Source organism: Veronia nyctiphanis, from assembly GCF_004116385.1.
Taxonomy (GTDB): Bacteria; Pseudomonadota; Gammaproteobacteria; order Enterobacterales; family Vibrionaceae; genus Veronia; species Veronia nyctiphanis.
The window spans coordinates 14,807-32,810 of record NZ_PEIB01000044.1 but is presented as its reverse complement, the minus strand read 5'-3'; the positions used below and the strand labels follow the sequence as shown (position 1 = coordinate 32,810).

The window sequence follows — 18,004 nt, the reverse complement described above, 5'->3', positions numbered from 1 at the left end:
GTTTGCCTGAGGTGCGGTCCATGCCGTTCATTGTTGAGGACTCGGCGTTGAGGTGTCTTTTCCGGTTTCCGGTGAGACGTGGTTATGGCCGTTATAGATGACGCGATCCGCCTGCATAGAGCGGGTTTTATCCGTGATGTCACCCGTGGCGAGGATGTTCCCGTTCACGGTGACATCGCCAATGATGTTGAGGCCTTCTTTGGTGACCAAGGTGGTGGTCCCTTCGCCGGGCAGGATAATTGTCAGGGCATGATGTTTGCGGTCATAACTGAAATCGGCACCGTCGGCGAACAGAACCCGACGCACCGAGGCCCGACTGTCCGTCGCCGGATAGGTATTTTGATAAATGGCTGGCAGCACCACACCCAGCTCAGGCTCACCGCAGGGGCTTAACAGCAACACCTGCTCACCCACTTCTGGGCCCAATAATCAATGTCCGGTCCCGCGCGGTGAGTCAGCCATGGCACCCAGCCCGTGGTCAGCAATCCTGCTGCCACTTTGACTTTACCGAGGTCTTCATCGGTCTCCACAATCACCCCGGTCATCAGCAGATTACTGAGGCGACGCTCCAGCTCAGCGAGGCGTTGTAAAATCGCTTCCGTCATCGCTTACCTCCAGATAATGGTCTTCCTCACCGAAGTGGTTGGGGTCATTACAGACATACACCTCAGAGGGCAGCACGCCGCCCTGCCAGATGTCCTCACCGACTGTTATTACCTGCTGCCACGTGATGGCCCACATGGCCACACCTTGCTTATCAACCCGACCAGAAAAGAGGTTCTCGGCCTTGGCATCCGTTGCACCGCTCACGGCAGACAGTGTCCAGCGATGACCGGGTATCAACGTCAGCAAGGCTTCAACAATCGCCAGTGCAGATTCATCTTTGGGCAATTTCCGCCTGTCACTGGTCATCACAAAGGCAGCCAGTTTGACGGTTAGCTGCCGCTCGCCTGTTTGGATAGGCACCACCTTGGAGAACGCCATAATGGCAACTCTGACGGCAGGCAGTTTGGTGGCAATACGCCTCAGCTCATCGAGGTTAAACCGCCCCGGATGGGCATCGACGGCCGAGAGTTCCGGCAGTGCCTCTTTGATGGTGTCAATGATGGCGTGTCGAAGGGCCAACAGTCTCATGCTGCCGCCCCCAGTAATTCGTCCGCCCATGCTTGCAATGCCGCCTCGAGTTGAGCCACGTCATCCGCATTAACGCCAAGGTATTCACGTTGGGGGATCTTGCGTTTTTCATCGCCATATTGATGCGTCGCGGCATAAACAAGGTTGCTGCCCACTTCGGCCAATCCGTCATCGACGACAGACACAATCGAGTCGACCAGATGGCCTTCGTTCTCAAGGAGTTTATGGTTGGTATGCCGGGTATCGGCATAGCTGTCTGACCAATCTGGCCAGAGGTCATAATCAGGGCTGAGTTTTGTGTGTTCGAGGCGTTCACGGGTCTGGCTTTCAACGAGGTTCGCCAGTGCGCCCATCAGGTCGTCGGTGTCGACACGGGCCAGTCTCGCCAATACGCGATTCAGCCGCTCCACACCTTTGAGTTCAATCGCTGCGCCAACGGCCATCAGAAGCTCCTCAACCCGTCACGGGAAAATAGCCTTGGGTTTGAAGTGACAATGACGTCCTCTGCATGCAAAGCATCATCATCCTCTTCATCAACAGGCAGCAGCTCAATCCGTCCTTTCGCCACACCCTCGAGCCACTGGATGGCATCCTCAAAGCGTTGGCGTTTTTCATCGGTGGCCCCGCCGCCATCTTCGGACAGCCAATACAGGGCAATGTCGATGGTCAGCCGTGTCAGCACCTGTGGCGCCTCATTGAGGGGTAAGGCATAGCGGCTACCCAGATAGGAATCAATCAGCCCGGCCGCATCGGTCAGGCTTCTCACCACGCAGGCTCATCCAGTTCACCGTCCTGATGGGCCAAGGTATACAGCACGTCCTCGCCATAGCGGGTCAGGATGTCATTGACAGTGGCGTAGCTCATGCGTTGGCAAGCCTTGTCTGGTAAACCGCCCATGCCCTGTCGCGTTGTGCGCCGCTGATGTTATGACCCAGCAGCTTTTCTACCGCTCGGACACTTGGCTTTTTGTCCCCGTTCAGCATCCCCATGACTTCGACAATGTCATCAAGAAACTCATCGGGTTCGTCACTGAGCTCCTCGGGCAAGTCTTCACTGATGAGCAGGCCCGCCTCCGTTTCTAAAAGCGCCAGCTGCTGGCTGTCAAAATCGGACGGGTCGAGCGTCAGGCCTTCAAACGGGATATACACCCCTGCCCGTCGCATGCCGGGACGTTGCCTTGCCCGGATAAAGAATGCATCTGCCATCGTACCTCCTTGAAAAAGGCCCCCATGGCGGGGGCAAAGGTCTTCGGGTAGGAATTACAGGAAGTCAGGAATAACGAGTTGGAACTTGCCGCGCATCTCGTTCGAGACCGTGTTGCCGTCATCGGCGAACAGTTCACGCTGGAGCAGCTGGACCGCGGTTTTCTCTAACGAAACCGGAATGACCAACATGTTCGGTTTAATGCCAAGCGGCCTGCCGCCTCCGCTTTGAACTGACGCATGGCACTGTAGGCTTTCCAAAGGTTGTCGAGGTTCAGCTCCGCCTTGATGCCATAGGCCATCTGCCAGAACCCAAAGCCGACGTTGCAGCGAAGGTCCACCCCGTAGCGATACATTTTGCGCATGAAGACTTCTTCATCGTCTTCTTTGGTCATCGCCACGAACTTGGGTTTTTTCCGCTCCTGATAAATGATGGGTTTAATGGCGCGGGTGGTGTCCAGCAGGTACCACGCCTCCCCCTCATAGGCTTGATCGACCATGATGTTGGCCACGCTGCCATCTTTGCCCTGCCCGTCTACTTGGTCGTTCACCGGGTGGTCAGGGTCAAAGAAGTACTGGCCGTCATAGCAGTGGGTAGCAAAGCCCTCACGCAGCAGCGGGAAGACCATCTCATCAGGGAACGCAGCAGTCGCCCGCCCCATCTCCTGCATCATTGGGCTGTAGATACCAAGGTTGTCATCCTCGATATCGGTGCGTTTAACGCCAACGGTCGATTCAAAATCCTTGTTAAAGATTTGGTAGCCATGGGCTTCCATGTCTTTGATGACCCTGTCGCCGACCCACTCGCGGAACCCCGGCCATTGGCCGAGCCAGCCGTAAGTGTTCGAGGCGGTGGAGGACTGAATGACGGTCGCCACTTTGTTGTATTGCGGCGTGGCCATCCCAAGGCGCCCTGAAAGGACGACTTGAAGCCGGTAAACAGGCTCTTAATGAGCTGGGGAGTAATAATCGCCATCAGTCAGTCTCCTTCGCGGCGGTAAAGTCGGTCTCTTCAATGCCAAGGAGTCGGCAGGCCGTGCGCTCTTCCTCGCTCAAGGTGTCACGGTTTATGGCTTATCATCAAGGCCGCTGTCCTCACCAATTTTTGGCGAGTTATCGATGTAGGTTTCAAAGCGCTCAAGGCCGCCCTCCATCTGGCAGCAGATACGGTGATAGTCGACCGTGGCTGGGGTAATGGCCCCCACTTTGAGGGCCTTGTTCAGCGCCTGTTCGATTTGCTGGTTCAGGGCGGTTTCTTCTGCCGTTTTGAGTTTGTCTTCGGCAGACTGGGCACGGTTTAACGCCGCATCATGGTCTTCACGGGGGACAAACTTCTCGAGGGAAGGATTGCTCGCCTGATTCATCGCGGTGGCTTTGTCATTGACCAACCGCTCAATGGCCGACACGGCCTGCGCATCGGTTGCCTCAGGGGGCAAACCCAGCGCACTACAGATAGCCAGGGGTAAAGGCATGATGTCCTCTCTGTCAGGGGTATTGCGCCGGTTCAGCGCGGTCAAGTGAAGGTTCGGCTGGTTTGTCAGTCCCGCCGAGTAAAGCTTGAGAATGCGTTTGGATTGTGTGTCGAAGGTAAAGACCGGGGAGAGATAACGATAGGCCCGGTTGCTCACCAGCTGCTCGCCCTCTTGGGTCCACTCGACCAGTCCCCAGATTGACCCACCCCCACGTGCCTGTAAGGCTTTATCCAGCCCACGGCAGGCGCAGGCTCTCCGGCCTTGCCCTTAATTTCGGTGGCATGCTCGATATCAATGGGCAAATCTGCCCCGTTATGGGCAAACGCCGACACGATGGCATCTGGGTTGTCATTGACCCATGCACGGCCATCCCGGCCAGTGATATCAGCACCGGCTGGGATAAATTCCGCCCACTGCGGTGCGCCGTCCGTGGCAGGCTCAGCAATGGCAGTAAGGTCAGTGTTTAACGCGAAGGTTTCAGTATTCATGCCCGCACAGTAGCGCGGGCGGTTGGGCGTTGATCAGGTGAAATGGTGCACTTAGCGTTGAATTATTTGATTAAATCTAGACATTATTAGGTTGAGTCAGATGGGAGTTATTCTTAGCTTGCGTCTTTTTGCTCAGGGTTATGAGGAAGATTAGGACGAGTAACCTGCCCACCACTCCCTCAAGTCCCATCATCTATGTGCGATATTTTCAAACAATTTATAAGCAGGCTTCTGGTACTGACCAAGATACAACTCTTTTGTCTATTCCTGTGGAGTAGCCGTTACCATTTTCATCTGCAGTAACATGAGAAACCCAGCCATCATGGATTTTCGATGTAATCAATAAGCTCGATAAATCATCTGGTATAAAGGCTAAATGGCCATCCGTCGAGCCGATCGCTAAACACTGACCAACATGTGCCAGAGACTCTACATCAATATCCACTTTCCCTAAACGTTTCAGGTTCCCTCGCTCATCAAGTTGCGCGAATAGTCCCTCTTTGAAGAAAACAAATACTTCATCATCTTTTTTTATCAAGCCGATAGATTTGATCCCACTTTTCAAACCAAGGATAGGACCATCCCGAACCACGCTACCCGTATCTAAATCAATAACCTTATAAACATTCCTTCGATCTACCGACAGGTGAAAATAGTTACCCGCAACGACGTGTTTATAGTTAGTCGGTTTATTAACGCCCGGAAGTTTGTGTTCCTTTATAAGCTCAAACGAAGGATATTGATAGACCTGTAATGGCATGGTTCTATCAAAAACAACCATTTTATCTTTGAAAATATGCCAACCCGTGTAGTAAGCAGAAGTTCTTGATATATCATCTCTTTTCCAAGTGTATGACGCCGAACTCTCGATATAGTCGAAGAAAAACTTGCCCTTATAGTCTCCTAATATATTGATGATCTCTTTCCCGCTCTCATCTTCTATGAATATTGACCAATCACCATATTCCTTCGTCTTGGTGGTAGAGAGTGTTGAGGTCAACTCTATTAACTCATTATATCCGTCGAAGTCATGAGTAGTGTAAACGCCGTTTTCAAATGCAAGGAGGTTGACTATTACCGCCTCCAAACGTTTTTCACTTTTAACATCGAGCTCTACCGATACTGAGCCAAGCTTTGGAATTGAAAATTTTTGTTCATGCTGTTTACTGCTTTCAGAAGAGCAGCCAGAGAGAAAAGCAACCGATATTAAAAAGAAGAGGAGAGAGAGGTGCCTCATTGCGCGTCCTTATTACGAGCCATAATCGGGAGCACAGATCATACACTCAGGGACCAAAATTAAACTGAGGAAAGATTGGTAAATGCGGACGACCTCAGACAATCCCTACCTCTTTACCAGCTCCGCTATTTTCTGGAGGGGGCTTGAATCATGTTTAACGCGATGGTTTCAGCATTCATGCCCGCACAGTAGCGCGGGCGATGAAGAGTTGATCAAGTTACTTACTAGACTTTTTCTTCCTCGCTTTTTACAGCACTGAAAAGAGTCTTTTTGTCTTCAGGTTTTACAAAAACCTCATCTGTTTTACCACTAATATTTCTATTCCCCTCATTCATTAAATCAACAAATTTATAAGCCATCTTTACATGAAAAAATATTCTTGAGAACTTATGGATAAATAGAAAGGAAGAGAGTAAAACCCATAGAAAAATTGATAAAAATATAGGATCATTTTTATTTACTTCTACAATAAACACAAAAAGATCAAGGTGATATAAAGAGTCAATAATTATAGTGACAGTAATAATGGCCATCAGTGACGCGGTACATAAAGCCATTGATAAACTGAATAAAATTAAAGAGTAAAAATATAGTTTCCTCTCTGAATCTATCGAAAACCCCAATAAGTTCACTGGCTCTATGTATGGCTTCTTATCTTTAAATTTTATCAGGGACCACCCTAACTTAAAGCTACCAAACAAATCGCTTCGATGGGGTAAAGTTGATATATATTTAAATGTTTCATAAGGAATATAACCTTTGTAAACTTCTCTTATATATTCTTCAACTATATGATTTTTTTCATCAAAATCATCATCTTTCAAAGCACTAGCCAAAGAGTCAAGACTCTTAGCCTTATGACTACGACGGCCACTATGAATCGTCCACAACAGACCAAAAAGTGTCATGAAAGATCCTGATATAGATATGATGAGAGCGAAAACACCCACAATTAAAACCCCTCTGGATACAAATCAATTACCATTTAAGATATAAATACCAATTAATAAAAATCATTCTTAATTTCAGTGCGTTATTCCAATAGTTACTCAACACCTAATAGCGCTTTGTATCTTATATGAATTTCATGCATAGCCCAGTTATACAAGAATACTGCGATAATAAGAAAGGTATAAAGAACCCAATCGGATACGTTTACATATTGGCTAAACATGAAAAAACCAAATATGAGCCCTGTGAATGATACGATGAAAAATAATGTCGATATCGTAAGGCTTTTCCAGCGCAAACTATTCCTATCTGCATTTATTAGTTTAATTAAGGTATCGCCACATAAGACACTAAAGACTGCCGCAAAAACAAACATAAGCCAATCGGTGAAGAAGGTTCCATCATTTAATTTTTCGTGAGAGCTATGATAAGAATTACAAAACCAAAGTACACTTCCCGTTACTATAGCCCACGAGCAAATAACAAATCTTCTAAAAATGTTAACTTTCAAGCTCTCTTGAGGATTTCCATTTTTTTCATCAATGACCTCTTTTTTTTTCGTGTATAACTTTACTTCTTTATCGTTGGTATTGTCATTATTAATTAGAGTCTCGGTGTTTACGACCAATGGATAAAAACTCTTCACAAAACGGTATGCATCTACAGGGTTACTTGGACCAAGAAAGCGCTTTAAGGCGATCCCAATGAAAAGGCCTGATAAAGCAGATAAAATCCAGCTAAATAAGACCCATAAAGACATCATTACCCAACCATCACTGCTAAACGTTTCGGACAGAGCCAGTAGTGTCGCATAGACCGTAAAACAACCTAAGACACCGAAAGAAAAATACCAGCAAAAATCAATGAAACCTGCTCGCAGTTCCATCCAATTTGCTCCTCTTCCTTTTAGGTCAGCGTGCAATTCGAACTTGTTATTTTTTACTTCAAGAAACTTTATCCCTCTTTTATAAAATCGAAACAGCTCGCTTGACCTTGGATGATTGATCAAGATTTCGATATGTTCAAAAGGTATATATGTTTTGTATTGAACCTCGATCAACTGTTCTATCACGAACCGCTTCCCAAAGTAGTCTGGCTCCTTGAATGCGTTGTGAATCAGTTCAATGCCCTTGTTTTTGTGGTTTTTCTGCGTATCTCTTATCCAAAAAATTAGCTTAATCATCACCAGTATCACACCCGTAACCGAAGCAACACTGGCAAGGTTAAAATCAAAAGACATAAATAAGTTGAAATCCATAATTAGTTTTAACCTAAAAAGCACTCAAAAAATCATGGCAAATAAGACATCAAAACTTACCGTTATTGACATTTAAGTCATTATTATGCGTGCTTTTTTCCTATTTTTAACTTTACCTAAATTTAGTTTTTATGTATAGATATCTATATTGTTTATTGAAGTAAAGGAACCATAAACCGATATAGTTAGCAAATTTCATAAGTGGTTTTATTTAATCCTACTTTTTGTTATCAAAAACCACTTACAACCATTAAGAAATGGAAAGAATATATTTTTTCACTATCAAAAGCATAATTTTCATAATCAAAGTTTAAGGGTAAGAAATGACGAAAAAGCGTGATACGGTTACTTATGAACTGAAGAAAGGTAACAAAGTTGTTTACGTCGGTACAACTAACAATCCAGATCGTAGGGCAAAAGAGCACAAGTCTGATGGCAAGGATTTCTCCAAGATGGAAATCACGTCTAGAAAGATGACAGAAGATGGCGCAATGAAGAAGGAAGCAGATCGCTTAAAAACTTACAGAAAAAACCACAAAAATAAAAATCCCCAATACAACAAAGATAATGATGGTTAACCAACACCCATAAGTTGCATCTATCACTAGTGGCATCGGTGTTGTAGCCACTAGGTATAAAAGCCCTAAACTAAAAGCCCACCTTCATAGTCGAACCATCCAACTCCGTTTGATAGCCCAGAGATTCTAATTTGTCTTTTACAGGTTGGATGATATCAGTTTCGATCGATGGGCTAATCTCCGAATAGCCTGTATCAACCAACACCTCAGTATTACCTTGGCGAGCAGCATCGCCGATTAGCTTCATACACTTCAGCATAAGAACTGAGTAACCATCAGCTAAAGCTTGAGATGAAATCTCCCTTGCTTCTCTGGCATCAATATAGTCTGCGTTCTCAATCCGCCCAGCGGTGAAACTATTTTGAAGCCTCTTGGTCACCTCTGTATTGATACTCTGATTCGAGGCATCAGCAGCCGACTTTATAAGGTCATGAAGTTCTTCATCTAATCGGAGCTTGAATTGCAGTTTCTGTGTCATAGGAGAAATATAGCAAAAATGGTATTGACATGGGACCATAAGTGGTCCTAACATGCAATGGGACCACTTATGGTCCACTATGGAGTCACTGCTATGACTAAATCGAAGAAACCCATCGTTGAATTCACCGTAAGGTTACCGATTCAAACTGAGCAATGGTTACGAAATCGCGCAAAAGAAAACATGCGTTCGAGACATAAAGAACTGTTGTTTTTACTTGAAAAGACGAGGTTAAACGAGGCAAAACTGTAATAAAGAAGAACCCCATGAGGTGCAACTCATGAGGTCCTATGTCAACACCCTATCAGTAGTAGGAGAATCGACATGAATACCGTACCAAAGAACCTGCATTCGCTCCAAGAAGATATTGATCGTCTGGTCTTCCAATCCAAGGCCTTGGTCATCACACTCTCCGCCCAAGACCAATTCAAAAGCCTGACCGACGAAACCCTTTCATCCGCTTTGTGGCTTCTCAATGACCGTCTGAATGACATTGACCAAGCCTGTCAGCGATTGTTTGAGGAGACAGCATTATGAACGTTATTCCTTTCCAGTTTCAAAATGCCCAAATAAGGGTATTTCAACGTGATGGTGATACATGGTTCGTCGCTAAAGACGTTGCAACTTTACTAGGATATTCAAAGCCTAGGAACGCAATTTCTATGCATTGTAGGGGGGCCCTAAAACAGGGCCTCCCTACCGAGAGTGGTATTCAAGAGATGCAAATCATCCCCGAACGCGACGTCTATCGCCTCATCATGCGCTCAAAGTTACCCGAGGCCGAAAAGTTCGAAGATGGGTGGTTGATGATGTCCTCCCCTCTATACGAAAGACTGGAAGCTATACGCCAGCAGGTCAGATGAAACTCTCGCGGATGGACCTGATTAATCTGGCCATGGAAGCCGAGGAGGAAAACATCCGCCTCAAGGCTAAAGTGGAGGCTGACCACCCAAAGGTTGAGGCGTTCCACCGGATAGCCTGTACCCAAGGCTCAATGTGCATTACCAATGCCGCCAAGGATTTACAGATGCGCCCCAAGGACCTCTTCAATTGGCTATCTGAGAGGAAATGGATTTACCGACGAACGGAGAACCGAAACTGGATGGCTTATCAGGATAAAATCCAAAGGGGCCTCTTGGAACACAAGGTCACAACCGTCAGCAGTGGTGAGTTCGAGAGGACCGTCGACCAAGTCAGAGTCACCTCCAAAGGACTAGCCATTCTGGCCGAACAACTCTCCCCGGTGATACCTACTAATCTGGCTTTACTTCCTCGATAAATGTTAAGGCCCGAAAGGGCCTTTATTCAACTGGTAACATCCCCACAAAACGTTTCAAACATTGAACAAACAAATGTTCACTTATTGCGCAGTTGGTCGCATCGAACTGCCATTAATACTGATCGAGTAATAACTCTATGTTAACTTTCCCATACAAATATCATGGGATAGTTATGGCCTGTCGGGTGCCAAAGTAACCGAGGGTGGTAGCACTTAAATTAAAGCCAATTAATCGGAGCGAACAGTGACAAGTTCTCGACTAAAACAATTCTCAATATCAAATTATAAGTCATTTGAAAGTAGACAGGATATAGATCTTGGAAATTTGAATCTATTCTATGGTTACAATAACACTGGTAAAAGCTCGCTAATAAGAATAGTAAAAATTATTGCTGATAGCGTTAAACCTAAAACCCAATATTTTTATACACCTAGTGTGCTAGATTACACTAGTAACGCAGCTCGCGGTGGTCTATTTAAAGATATAGTTAGAACATCCGAAACAAAAATAAGTTTTGGATTAAGTTGGCAGAATGTTTCATTTGAAGCAACTATTCAGCAAGATGGTATAGATAGAGAGAAGATAACTAAATTATCGATAAATGAGCATAATAAAAAATATAGTTTCAGGCAAAGTGATACTGATTCTAAGCTGGAATGCATATCTGATAATAGTGATGCTATTACCTATAAAAATTTAAAGTTCTCAAATTTTAAAACGCTGAATGAAAAGTTAGATAACTTATCCGACTCTGTTTTCTGGATCTCCCCAACTAGAAAGCAACCTCCCCGACAATTTGAGATTGGCCTAGGTATTCCTTTAAAAATAGAGCATGACGGAAGTGGTGTTGCTGAGATTATTTGGTCTTTAGCTGAAAATAATTCATTATCATTTAATGACATAAACAGTTGGTTAAGTAAAGCATGTGGAAGAGTTATTAATATAAGTGGTTCTACTATAAAATCAGGAAGGGGTAGAAGAACCGTAGAACTAAATACGATTTCAATAGAAAATTCAGAATCAGAAAGTCCATTAAGAATTCCAATTATTGAATCCGGTGAAGGAATTGCGCAATCTCTACCAATTGTAACCATTTGCGCTATGGCAGCAAATGGTGAGTTAGGAGAATTTCCAATAATTGCCGTCGAACAACCAGAATTACATTTACATCCTAAAGCATCTATAGATTTAGCAAATTTTATAATGCTATGTATAAAGAAAAATCCTAACATTACATTATTATTAGAGACACACTCTGAAAGCTTCATGAGAGCTATACAAATAGCAATCCTAAAAGATGAAATAGATGAGAGTATTGTAAATGCATATTGGGTATACAAAGACGAAAAATCATCAAAAATCAACAAACTTAAGTTTGATGAAGATGGTTATATTAAAGGTGATATCCCACAAAAGGTTTTTAGAGAAAATATTGACTTTTCAAGAGAGATTTCTAGTCTTAGACTAGGTAAAATATAATGCTAGCTATATTAAAAGAATGTGTTTTTGAACAAGAAAACGAGAAAGAACTAAATTATATTGTCAGTAGTGCAATATTAGGTCATGTATATATTCACTATGATGAAGATAGTGAAAAGATAAATAATTTTATAATAAATAATAAAGCAATTTGGCAGTCTGCACTTGATACTTATATTAAGGATTCAACAGACTTCATAATTAATAACAAAGTAGTAGTAAGTAATATACAGATATCAAACTGGACAAATAGCACACCAGAAATATCAATAAATGACGCTATAGATTTGATTAAAGCTCCATTTAATATTTATGTTGAAAATGAAAGATTTGATAAGAATTTCATTAGACTTATTTTATCTGACTATAACAGATCAATATTTGATAACATGAATAATAAAGGATTACTAACATATACAGCGGGAGGTATAGATGAGTTAAAAAAAGTGCTTGAAGAAAACATTTCTAAATTAGGGTATAGAAACAAAAGATTCGTTTTCGTTGATAGTGACTCATGTAATCCTACACATATATCTGACTCTGCCAGCTCAATTGCCAGTAATTGTAATGATTATCATATCTGCCATCATATTTTAAAAAGAAGGGCAATTGAAAATTACCTTCCAGTGGAGTACTTAATCGATAATATTCCTCAAAGTGAACGAATAACAACAAATACTAACTATGTCAAATATTCAACATTCAAAACTTTGACTCAGATTCAAAAAAATCACTTTCACATGAAAAAAGGATTTGATGATAATTCATGTGCTTCGAGTGGACTTTACAACACAAGTGATCCATCATTCACTTCAATAGCACAAGGTTTTGGAAAGAAGTTTGCCGAAAAATTTCTTCTAAAACAACACGAATACAATGATATAAGGTCTAAAATGCATCAACACCTTGGAGATTCTGAAATCGCTAGTATAGAGGAAACGTTCATGAACTTTGTAAGGTTGCCGCTATGAGTGTTTCACTAAACACAGATCCTAAGGTCTTGTTCATGACAAATTTACTAGAGGACCTTAGCTCTGGTGCAATTAAAATACCTAGTTTCCAAAGGCCATTGGTTTGGGATTGGGATCAAAGGCATGATCTGCTCTGTAGTGTCATGGAAGGATTACCCATCGGAGCAATACTGATTTGGCAAACAAAAAATAATCAAATGCGCCAAGAAAAGCGAATCGGTCCAATACAATTGAAATTTGAGGAAACTTTCCCAGTTAATCAATTTGTGATGGATGGGCTACAACGTTTATCTACGCTATATTGTGCATTATTTTATGATAAAAATAACCTCATCAACGACTCGTCGTCACTTGAACATGAGGTTTTTTGTGACTTAGACTCAGATAGTGTTGATGATCTATTTATTAACGCCACTCATCCCTCGTTGAAAAATATTATTAAATTTATCAGAGATCCGAAGCTAAATTATGATGGTAATCTAGACGATATAAGCAGGTATATTCCATTAAATACTATTTTGAATAGTCGTCTGTTTCTATCTCACCAAAGAAGGATTTCTATAGATAAAGAGCACAGAATAGATAAATCGGATGAAATTCAATCAGCCTTCAAAAATTATAAAATTCCAATCGTTCCATTAGAGTCTGATCGTCAAGATATTGTTACAAAAGCATTTGAAAGAATAAACAACCGTGGCACAACAATGTCAGAAGCTCATATGGTTAATGCTTTCAGTAACTCAATGCAATTTGAGTTTCTTGCATTACTAGAGAATCTAAAAAAGAAGTATCTTGTAGACAAAGTCAACCGAAACTGGGTTTCAATTGATGATGGAATAATTCTATCTTTGGTAAAGATTGAGTTGGGTATAGATATATACAGCAAATCTCCTGAGAAATTGTCAAAATCAATCAATGAAAGTTTGCTATCAAAGATATTTGAAAACTTTACGCAAGCCATACATTTTTGTGAACGAAGTCTTTTTATTGATTCACCATCTAAATTTCCATATAAAATGCAGCTCATCTGCATTCTTTTTTACTTTTTTAAATGCAGGAATAGAGATCTTGACAAACTTAGAGCTTGGTATTACGTCACTACATATGCTAAAGCATTTGGCGCAAATGCAAGAAACTCGTCTAATGCAATAAATGATTTTAGAAAATTTATTGATGATGGAGTTCTTACTTGGTCATTGAATTTTAAGCCTGAGTTTTCAATAGCGACTAAAAAAATATCACTTAAAAATTCAAGGTCAAGAGTATGGTCACATGCTTTGTACTTAAAACAAGTCGAAGTATTCGGTGACAGTGATTTAGTAACTATTGAATCAAATCTTTTGAAAATACCTGACGAATTAAACAATCGTTACCAATCTACTTATAAGAACAGAGCTGGAATGAACTTTTTGTGTCTTGAAAAGACCAGAAAGTTTTCTATATGTGATTTATCTCCTCGTGAAATGTCTGCACATTTTTTGACTGATGAACTTGTGAGTATGTTTAATGCAGGTAGATACGAAGAATTTTCATTAGAACGTGAACAATATATTTTCTCATGGGAAAAAGATAACATTATCAGCACATCAATATCAAAGCTAAATTTCTCTATATGAAGAGAACAGGGGGAATCACATTTATAAATGTGTTCCCCCTATATAATAATTCATCTTTGCTTAGAGTTTGAAATCATTTAATTGCTAAGCTTCTGGCTCAAATTACAAGATTTTCTCAAAGCCTATAAAGCCCAAAAAGCGTATGTACCATTTTTGAACTTTCCGACCATTGAACCTCTAAATTCAGAATCTAGTTACCCCTAGCCTTATTTCTTCAGTATCGAATAGATACTCTGACATACTGTAATCAATCATTTTCAAAAGTTATATTTGTTTAATTTTAGCTACGCGATTAGCTAATGGTGCAAGCAGATTCTCACTCAGAAACTTTACAGCTGGCATCGCCACTGCGTCTCCCATAGCCCTATATCCATCATTGTACGAACCGGGAATTTTGTAGCCATTTGGGGCTCCCATCAGTTTTGCAGTCTCTGAAATACTCAACAGTCTAGTGTGTAACTCACCGCTAATACTAATAACTAGATGTTGTCGGCTACTCCCTCCAGTTGGTGCACGGAGGCAGCCTGCTATATCGTCAAACCGCAGTTCCAAAAATTGCTGACCGTTTCTAATACGCATATACCCAGGGAACACCCTTCTACCCTCTTTTTCAAGCTCTTTGAGCTTGTTCATATGAGACTCCGAAATCATTGCAATATTTTTCGCTGACTTTTCCGGGTTATCCAAGGGATGATCAAAATCGATCAAAGACTGAAGGCTTATATTCTCTGAAAGAGGTTCAGGTAAGTCCCACCAACACCAATCTGACACTTTATCAGCTAAATTGATAATTTGTTTTGAGTGAGCCCAGTTTGGTTTATCAGACACAAAACCTTTTATATCGATGTGTTTTTGAACCCCAACAACGAAAATTCTTGGGCGAGATTGAGGTACCCAATTAACTGCGTCTAGCAGAACCGCTCCAACTCGATATCCTCGCTCTGACAATGCATTATGCAAAGAGACATAGTGTTCACCTTCCTTAGATGAAACAAGCCCGACAACGTTTTCAGCAACAACGACTGGGGGTAGCGAATCCATTTCATCAAGAACTCGAAACCACTCCCAAACCATACCGCTTCGTTTGCCACCGATGCCATCCATATTACCTGCGAGAGACAGGTCCTGACATGGAAAACTTGACCATGATAATTCATGCCTGGGTATTGCTTTTCCACATACGCTCTCAATGCTACCAGCTACGAAATGACTCGACCCATGATTAGCCTCAAAAACCTGCTGCTTTTTGCTGCAAATGTCATTCGCCCATACGGATTTAAAGCGACTTTTAAGGCCTTCTGTAACCAACCCACTTCCAGCAAAGAAGTCGCAACATCTGAAAGTAGTGATATCTTGCTTTCTGGGTATATCGAGAGAACTCTCATCATAGGCCAGCAAAGTATTTGTCATGTGACGTACCTTGTGAAACACAAATTACTGTTCAAAGAGACAGTAGTCTAACCTAAATAGTGCAAGTCGACTATTACCTCTATCGTTCTCAATTAATAAAAGTACGTTCAGACAAAGCTTTTCTTCTTAATTCTGAAAAGAAGAAATCGATCACATTAATTCGCCCATCGAAGAAGGCCAAATTTGCCTCATCAAAAGGTAGTTGTATACAGTCTTTCCCCTAACACCCCACTCTCTTCACCATCTCCGCATCAACTGCCACTGACGGCAACGCATATCCAACTCGGACACTGAGCTCACTCATCGGTACCTGCTTCGCGCAATAGTCATCATTACGCCCACTGTCCTGCTCCATGATGAACGCCACACCCTCGCCTTTGGCGTTATAAACCAGCTTGTAGAAGGCAGACGGTATCTGGTGCGTTTCATCCGCCTTGGGCAGTGAGGGCATCTCTTTTTCAAACAGTGACCCGGTCACGACGAAGAACGGTGACTCATAGGTGGCGCCTTTGCGAATTGCCGACTCGAGCTCTTCCCATGGTCCCTGATTGAGGGCTGACTTTTGCGGGGTGATGTTGCTGATGTAGTTGGTCTCATACCAATACGGGTTATTGGCGAACGCGGCCAACGGGGCCATGTGTCCTTTGTCGACGCCAATGGCTTTCCATGCACCACTGTAATCTTTCTCTTCGAGGACCGTCGTTCCCGGCAAGGCATCATTGTTGTCCCAATTCCTGCCCGGACTCACGCCAAAGTTCTGCGGCGTCACTTCATAGGCTACCCAGTTGGCAAACTTGGTTTCAGGGCTTAGCGACATGCCATAGATATGGGTGAACACCTGATGATTTCCCGGTGGGTTTTCAGGGCAGCCAATCGGGCAATGAACAGAGAAGGTATTGGCGGTTGCCAGTGACGAAGCCATCAGGCTGCCGAGTGCAAGCAAAAGGCGGTTCATGGGGAGTCCTTGTCATCATAAGTAACTGATATGTTGCCTAACACCATATCGATGTCAGGCCAAAACAAGGAGAGTTGTGAGTGAGGAGGAAGTTAAAAGTATCCGCTTTCTCAGATTAACAGCACCGTATCAGCCCTCCTCAATCACTTATTTTTAAATATCTGCGTTTTGTTGTGGCGAGGTGTTCGAATTTTGGTTCAAAAAAGCTAGTAGTACTTGATCTAGGTAAGTGTCATTCAGTTCATTTACCCGCGCTGGTAACAACTTGTCAGCTGTTTCGTCAATAAGCGTAATTAATTGTCCCCAAATCTCCTTTTGAGTGGCTTCATCTGCTGCCGCAGCATAATCGCTTTTCAAACTCTGTATAGTTTCCAGTGTGTCCTTACCTTCTGGGGCATTTTTAATCATCCCATCAGACCCAGTATTTTCTTCTGCGTATTTTAGCCAAGCTGCAATCAACGCTCCTGATGAAATCTGTTTTCGCTCCTCATCACTAAGATCAAGTTTGTTGTTCTCGAACGACTGCCTTATTTCGTTGAGTTGTTGCTCTTGCTGTTCTTCGTTCAGGGCAGAAGTTGCGTCGATTGGGGTTGGTAACGGCTGATTCACCGCAGTAGGTGCGGGAGGTGTACTGCCTACTGGATTACCCGGTACCGCCGTTGACTCCACGTCAGGTTGCCGTGCTGGCGCAGGGCCCATATCATCCCAAGAATTCGTCCAACTTTTCTTATTGTTGCTATACACTCTATTATCGTAATTAAGCATGTATATGTTTTTTCCATCCGTGGCATAAACAACTTTGTTTTCTCTTGACACCAAAGGCGCGTGACTGCGTGCGAGTACTCCTTCATCAAATTTATAGGGGTTGTCGAAAGAACCCTTAGGCGCTTCTTCATTTTGTCTTGATTCTACTGTATGAGATGCGGCAGGCTCAGAATCAACCTCAAGTCCGACACCCGGAACCGCTGGAACGGGCTCTACAGTTGATGACTTGCGAGTATTTAGTTCCTTTTCTTCATATGGCCCATAATATTTTGTCCCCAAATCAGTTTGTCTTTGGCTATCTGGAAGTGCAGAGGGGTTGGTATGCATTTCACCCGGAACCGCCGGAACGGCGGGATTCAATGTCAGACTACGTTGTTGTCTCCTATGCACCCGAGCCCAATGACTACCATTTTTCGCTTCCCCCTCTTGCCGCGTAGCTGTCGGTTTATTTTTTTCTTCAGTTCCTGCATGAACATGCTCTCTTGATTCACCCTCAACTGAATGTACTTGCCTAGGCTTGTTATGAGCTATTGTTGGATCATACATTTCCCTATCCTACTGACTGACTATTTTATTTATCTAGACAGCATAGAAAAATATTAGGCAGATGGACGTTTAAAAAAGGCAGAATGCCTTATCTGAGGTGATAATAGATGTAATGAAAGTCAAAATCTCACCAATGCAATAAGAGATTAAATTTGATTGTAAATATATGAAAGTTCATTAAATT

General features: G+C 43.0%; 21 protein-coding genes and 2 pseudogenes. 8 read left to right on the top strand and 15 right to left on the bottom strand.

Annotated features, from left to right (window positions below; translation table 11 throughout):
* Positions 1 to 27: 27 nt before the first annotated feature.
* The 11 genes and pseudogenes from CS022_RS25605 to CS022_RS22315 all read right to left on the bottom strand — a co-directional run bounded on the left by CS022_RS25605 (position 28) and on the right by CS022_RS22315 (position 7,742).
* Positions 28 to 402, bottom strand: coding sequence for a phage baseplate assembly protein V (locus tag CS022_RS25605; protein ID WP_201746365.1), 375 nt, complete (start codon positions 400 to 402; stop codon positions 28 to 30).
* Entirely contained in the window at positions 390 to 605 is a 216-nt protein-coding gene (locus CS022_RS25600) for a phage baseplate assembly protein V (protein WP_201746364.1), read from the bottom strand. The genes CS022_RS25605 and CS022_RS25600 overlap by 13 nt, the downstream gene beginning before the upstream one ends.
* Entirely contained in the window at positions 574 to 1,134 is a 561-nt protein-coding gene (locus tag CS022_RS22355) for a phage protein Gp37 (RefSeq protein WP_129124112.1), read from the bottom strand. The genes CS022_RS25600 and CS022_RS22355 overlap by 32 nt, the downstream gene beginning before the upstream one ends.
* Complete coding sequence (locus tag CS022_RS22350; protein WP_201746363.1) at positions 1,131 to 1,577, bottom strand: phage virion morphogenesis protein; 447 nt, start codon at positions 1,575 to 1,577, stop codon at positions 1,131 to 1,133. Before CS022_RS22350 ends, CS022_RS22355 begins: the two co-directional genes overlap by 4 nt.
* The gene (locus CS022_RS22345; protein ID WP_235869857.1) at positions 1,577 to 1,900 is read right to left on the bottom strand and encodes a gp436 family protein; all 324 of its coding nucleotides are present in this window, start codon (positions 1,898 to 1,900) and stop codon (positions 1,577 to 1,579) included. The genes CS022_RS22350 and CS022_RS22345 overlap by 1 nt, the downstream gene beginning before the upstream one ends.
* 94 nt (positions 1,901 to 1,994) lie before the next feature.
* The gene (locus CS022_RS22340) at positions 1,995 to 2,339 is read right to left on the bottom strand and encodes a hypothetical protein (RefSeq protein WP_129124110.1); all 345 of its coding nucleotides are present in this window, start codon (positions 2,337 to 2,339) and stop codon (positions 1,995 to 1,997) included.
* A 54-nt stretch (positions 2,340 to 2,393) separates the two neighbouring features.
* A pseudogene (locus CS022_RS22335) lies at positions 2,394 to 3,238 on the bottom strand (Mu-like prophage major head subunit gpT family protein).
* Positions 3,239 to 3,403: 165 nt separating this feature from the next.
* Positions 3,404 to 4,296 (bottom strand): annotated as a pseudogene (locus CS022_RS22330) (phage protease).
* Between the two features lie 217 nt (positions 4,297 to 4,513).
* On the bottom strand, positions 4,514 to 5,533 hold the full coding sequence (locus CS022_RS22325; RefSeq protein ID WP_129124109.1) for a hypothetical protein: 1,020 nt from the start codon (positions 5,531 to 5,533) through the stop codon (positions 4,514 to 4,516).
* A 224-nt stretch (positions 5,534 to 5,757) separates the two neighbouring features.
* Positions 5,758 to 6,441, bottom strand: a complete 684-nt coding sequence (locus CS022_RS22320) for a hypothetical protein (protein WP_129124108.1) — start codon at positions 6,439 to 6,441, stop codon at positions 5,758 to 5,760.
* A 137-nt stretch (positions 6,442 to 6,578) separates the two neighbouring features.
* Complete coding sequence (locus tag CS022_RS22315) at positions 6,579 to 7,742, bottom strand: hypothetical protein (protein ID WP_129124107.1); 1,164 nt, start codon at positions 7,740 to 7,742, stop codon at positions 6,579 to 6,581.
* Between the two features lie 323 nt (positions 7,743 to 8,065).
* Between CS022_RS22315 and CS022_RS22310 the strand changes: the two genes are divergently transcribed.
* Positions 8,066 to 8,320 carry a GIY-YIG nuclease family protein gene (locus tag CS022_RS22310; protein WP_068901060.1) on the top strand — a complete coding sequence of 85 codons (255 nt, stop codon included), beginning with the start codon at positions 8,066 to 8,068 and terminating at the stop codon, positions 8,318 to 8,320.
* A gap of 70 nt (positions 8,321 to 8,390) precedes the next feature.
* Here CS022_RS22310 and CS022_RS22305 read toward each other — a convergent pair whose 3' ends face one another.
* Positions 8,391 to 8,837, bottom strand: a complete 447-nt coding sequence (locus CS022_RS22305; protein ID WP_161569722.1) for an Arc family DNA-binding protein — start codon at positions 8,835 to 8,837, stop codon at positions 8,391 to 8,393.
* A 54-nt stretch (positions 8,838 to 8,891) separates the two neighbouring features.
* On the opposite strand from CS022_RS22305, the gene CS022_RS25045 reads away from it, so the two are divergent.
* The 7 genes from CS022_RS25045 (at position 8,892) to CS022_RS22275 (ending at position 14,144) form a co-directional block, all read left to right on the top strand.
* Positions 8,892 to 9,050, top strand: a complete 159-nt coding sequence (locus tag CS022_RS25045; protein WP_161569721.1) for a hypothetical protein — start codon at positions 8,892 to 8,894, stop codon at positions 9,048 to 9,050.
* Between the two features lie 72 nt (positions 9,051 to 9,122).
* Positions 9,123 to 9,335 (top strand): hypothetical protein, encoded by a 213-nt coding sequence (locus CS022_RS22300; protein WP_129124105.1) that lies wholly within the window; start codon positions 9,123 to 9,125, stop codon positions 9,333 to 9,335.
* Positions 9,332 to 9,661 (top strand): BRO-N domain-containing protein, encoded by a 330-nt coding sequence (locus CS022_RS22295; RefSeq protein ID WP_201746358.1) that lies wholly within the window; start codon positions 9,332 to 9,334, stop codon positions 9,659 to 9,661. The genes CS022_RS22300 and CS022_RS22295 overlap by 4 nt, the downstream gene beginning before the upstream one ends.
* On the top strand, positions 9,658 to 10,077 hold the full coding sequence (locus CS022_RS22290; RefSeq protein WP_129124114.1) for a phage antirepressor KilAC domain-containing protein: 420 nt from the start codon (positions 9,658 to 9,660) through the stop codon (positions 10,075 to 10,077). The genes CS022_RS22295 and CS022_RS22290 overlap by 4 nt, the downstream gene beginning before the upstream one ends.
* A 244-nt stretch (positions 10,078 to 10,321) precedes the next feature.
* The gene (locus CS022_RS22285; protein ID WP_129124104.1) at positions 10,322 to 11,557 is read left to right on the top strand and encodes an AAA family ATPase; all 1,236 of its coding nucleotides are present in this window, start codon (positions 10,322 to 10,324) and stop codon (positions 11,555 to 11,557) included.
* Entirely contained in the window at positions 11,557 to 12,528 is a 972-nt protein-coding gene (locus CS022_RS22280; RefSeq protein WP_129124103.1) for a hypothetical protein, read from the top strand. Before CS022_RS22285 ends, CS022_RS22280 begins: the two co-directional genes overlap by 1 nt.
* Before the next feature lie 35 nt (positions 12,529 to 12,563).
* Complete coding sequence (locus CS022_RS22275; RefSeq protein ID WP_161569720.1) at positions 12,564 to 14,144, top strand: DUF262 domain-containing protein; 1,581 nt, start codon at positions 12,564 to 12,566, stop codon at positions 14,142 to 14,144.
* Between the two features lie 264 nt (positions 14,145 to 14,408).
* Here the strand turns inward: CS022_RS22275 and CS022_RS22270 are convergent, their stop codons facing one another.
* From CS022_RS22270 to CS022_RS22260, 3 genes are all read right to left on the bottom strand, one after another.
* The gene (locus CS022_RS22270; RefSeq protein ID WP_129124101.1) at positions 14,409 to 15,554 is read right to left on the bottom strand and encodes a DNA cytosine methyltransferase; all 1,146 of its coding nucleotides are present in this window, start codon (positions 15,552 to 15,554) and stop codon (positions 14,409 to 14,411) included.
* A gap of 220 nt (positions 15,555 to 15,774) precedes the next feature.
* Positions 15,775 to 16,509, bottom strand: a complete 735-nt coding sequence (locus CS022_RS22265) for a DNA/RNA non-specific endonuclease (protein WP_129124100.1) — start codon at positions 16,507 to 16,509, stop codon at positions 15,775 to 15,777.
* A gap of 153 nt (positions 16,510 to 16,662) precedes the next feature.
* Positions 16,663 to 17,820 carry a hypothetical protein gene (locus CS022_RS22260; RefSeq protein ID WP_129124099.1) on the bottom strand — a complete coding sequence of 386 codons (1,158 nt, stop codon included), beginning with the start codon at positions 17,818 to 17,820 and terminating at the stop codon, positions 16,663 to 16,665.
* Positions 17,821 to 18,004: the final 184 nt, after the last annotated feature.